The sequence below is a fragment of the Pseudomonas sp. I2 genome (assembly GCF_040984075.1).
In the GTDB taxonomy this organism is placed as follows: domain Bacteria; phylum Pseudomonadota; class Gammaproteobacteria; order Pseudomonadales; family Pseudomonadaceae; genus Aquipseudomonas; species Aquipseudomonas guariconensis_B.
In genome coordinates this window covers 1-2,745 of sequence record NZ_JBCGFQ010000106.1, presented here as the reverse complement: position 1 = coordinate 2,745, position 2,745 = coordinate 1, and the positions used below count along the sequence as shown (strand labels likewise).

At 64.6% G+C, this 2,745-nt stretch carries 2 protein-coding genes and 2 pseudogenes; all 4 read left to right on the top strand.

Annotated elements, in window-relative coordinates:
• A pseudogene (locus WCE05_RS25705) lies at positions 1-403 on the top strand (integrase catalytic subunit); the annotation flags it as partial.
• The gene (locus tag WCE05_RS25700; protein WP_015460531.1) at positions 400-1,332 is read left to right on the top strand and encodes a TniB family NTP-binding protein; all 933 of its coding nucleotides are present in this window, start codon (positions 400-402) and stop codon (positions 1,330-1,332) included. The pseudogene WCE05_RS25705 and the gene WCE05_RS25700, both read left to right, overlap by 4 nt.
• 1 nt (position 1,333) lies before the next feature.
• Complete coding sequence (locus WCE05_RS25695) at positions 1,334-2,299, top strand: TniQ family protein (RefSeq protein ID WP_015460530.1); 966 nt, start codon at positions 1,334-1,336, stop codon at positions 2,297-2,299.
• 316 nt (positions 2,300-2,615) lie between these two features.
• Positions 2,616-2,684 (top strand): annotated as a pseudogene (locus WCE05_RS25690) (QacE family quaternary ammonium compound efflux SMR transporter); the annotation flags it as partial.
• Positions 2,685-2,745: the final 61 nt, after the last annotated feature.

Genomic DNA, 2,745 nt, shown 5'->3' with positions numbered 1-2,745 from the left:
AGAGCAACGCAAGTTCGTCGTCCGCCGAAACCCCTACGACGCCTCACGCATCTACTTCCTCCACCCAATCGAGGGGACCTATTGCGAGCTGCGCTGCGAGCAGATTACCCTTCCCAACGTGTCGGTGTGGGAGTTCAACGAGACCCGCAAGCGGTTGGTCGCCCAAATCGGCGACAAGCCGGACATGGCGACCATCATGGCGTCAATGGAGCGCCAACGCCTGCTGGAGCAGGACGCACAGAACGCGAAGAAGCGACACAGGAGTCGCTTGAAGCAGGAGCGTCGGCGGGTCGGCGAACAAGTCACCGCCGAACTCACGCCGCATGCGCCCATCTCCGAAGACGCACCGCCAGCGCCGCAGGCTCCGGTTCGTCGCGACATCTTTTATGAGATCGACGAATGATCCTCATCTCGCAGGACCGCCGCCTCACCAAGGCCGCCCGCGAGGCGCTTGAGGCGGACAACACCGCCCAGCGGCTCAACCTGATCCGGCAGAAAGTCTTCATCCGCTACGCCGCCGCCGATGCGATCACCGAGCGGCTTCAGGAGGCGCTGGAGGATTATCCGACCGAAGGCGACAGCCACATCCTGATCTGGGGGCCGTCGGGCATCGGCAAAAGCCAAATCGTCAAGCGCTTCGCCAAGTTGCAGAACCTCCCGGACGATCCGAGGGCGTCCAAGGCCAACGTCCCGGTGCTGGTCGTGAGCATGGGGCCGACCGGTTCTGCCCGAGGGCTGCTGGTGCGGATCCTTGGGCAACTCAACGCGCCCTACGGCAAGAGCGCGAGCACCGACACCCTTTATCCTGACGTCCTCAGACTGCTCCGAACCAGCGGGGTCAAGATCCTGGTCATCGACGAATTGCATCACATCGAGAAGGGCAATCGCAAACAACGCGAAGAGGCGCTGGCGACAATCAAGCTGCTCGGCAATGACCTCGGCATCACCATCGTCGGGTGCGGCACGATCGCCGCGCTGCGCACGCTTCGGTGGGACCCGCAGATCGAGCGCCGGTTCGAGCCGCATCGACTCGAGGTCTGGGGTCATAACGAACAGACCTATGGCCTGCTCAACAGCCTGGAGACCTGTCTGCCGCTTCGCCACGCTTCCGGGCTTTCCGATGACAAGATCGCGACCTGGATTATCAACGAGTCGGAGGGGACCACGCGCGAGATCGCCTATCTGGTGCGCCGCGCCGCCCTGATGGCCATCCGCTCAGAGAAAGAGCGCATTGATCTTCCGCTGCTGCGCTCGCTGAACCATGTGAGGCCATCGGTTCGGCGGCAGCGGGAGGACGTCCTCCTCAGAGCCGCCTCGCTGCCGCCGCTCTGAGATGTCGGACCTGCGTCTGTGGCCTTGGCGTCCCCGCCCGCAGGCCGACGAACTGCTCTCTAGTTGGCTGCGGCGGATCGCGCTCGGCAACTCCGCCAAGCTGCATAGCTTTTGTCACGCCGTCTGGCCCGGGCTGCAGATCTGGAATCGCGACATCGACGGGCTGGCGCCGCCTCGGCTCATGGAGGGGCTGGTCGCGCATACCGGGGTCGATGCGCAGGTCGCGGAGTTGACGACCTTCCGGCCCTGGGTCGGCACGTTGTTCGAAGAGGTCCGGGTCACGGGGGCGACCCAGTGGCTGCTGCCCGTGGGCATTCATCACCGCACCCGCCGGCGGCCGGGCCAGCAGTGGTGCCCCCTCTGCCTGACCGAGGACGCCGAGCCCTACTATCGGCGTCGCTGGCGCCTGGCGATCGCCAGCACCTGTCCTCGCCACGGCTTGGTGCTGGCCGACAGCTGCCATGACTGCGGCGCGCCCGCGGTCCCTCATCGGGGCGCCGATCCCTGGTGCCACATCTGCACCGCCGATCGGCGCGACCACCCGGTGATGGCGGCCGAGAGCCAGGCGCTACAGTTCGAGTTTCGGCTCAGCGAAATGCTCGCGCCCGACGTCGTCCCGCGGACCGACTTGGAGGCCATTCACCCGCTGGCCTATTTCGGCCTGGTTCGTCAGGTGATGACCGTGCTCAGCGGCGGCGAGCGGTCGCAGGGTCTGCGCGACGAGGTCGCGCGCAGTTGGGGCGGTGATCCCGCGCCCTACGCCGCCAAGCAGATCGAGACCGCTTCGGCCGCTGATCGACATCGACTATCAGGCCTCACCGCCCGGGCGATGCGCGGGTGGCCGTGGCTGTTTGTGGGCCACTGCGCCGACGCCCGGGTCTGGAAGTCCTGGGCGTTTGCGGACCGGCGCTATGGCCGATCACCGTTCGCCTATGCCGATCCAGTGATCCGTTACCTGACGCCCTGACGGCGGTCGCCTGTTCGTCGCTGGGTGTTGGATGCGTTGCCGCTGCGCCACGGTGAGTCTTCATTAACGCGACGCCTTTCATCATGAATCTCAAACAGTTGCGACGCTACTCTCGCGCGGGCTTTTTGCTACCAAATTGGCGTTTATGTTTGCCATAGTCGGCCGTTCATGCGACATTTCTTCATATAAGGTTGCCCGGAAGCCATTATCGGTTGCCGGGCTTTTCGACTCGAAGGACCGCATCATGACCAAGCCCATGCTCCAGCCGAGTCAGCTCGGTGAAACTTCCACGTGGAAGTCGCCAATGTGCCACGGCGTCATTGCTGCCTTTTTGCTCGCCCGATCCCCATCGTGGAAGTCGCTGCGGAGGCCGACGCCATGGTGACGGTGTTCGGCATTCTGAATCTCACCGAGGACTCCTTCTTCGATGAGAGCCGGCGGCTAGA

Excerpts from the sequence above, each read along its gene's own strand:
- WCE05_RS25695 (WP_015460530.1), top strand. The coding sequence starts at position 1,334 with ATGTCGGACCTGCGTCTGTGGCCTTGGCGTCCCCGCCCGCAGGCCGAC.
- WCE05_RS25700 (WP_015460531.1), top strand. The coding sequence starts at position 400 with ATGATCCTCATCTCGCAGGACCGCCGCCTCACCAAGGCCGCCCGCGAG.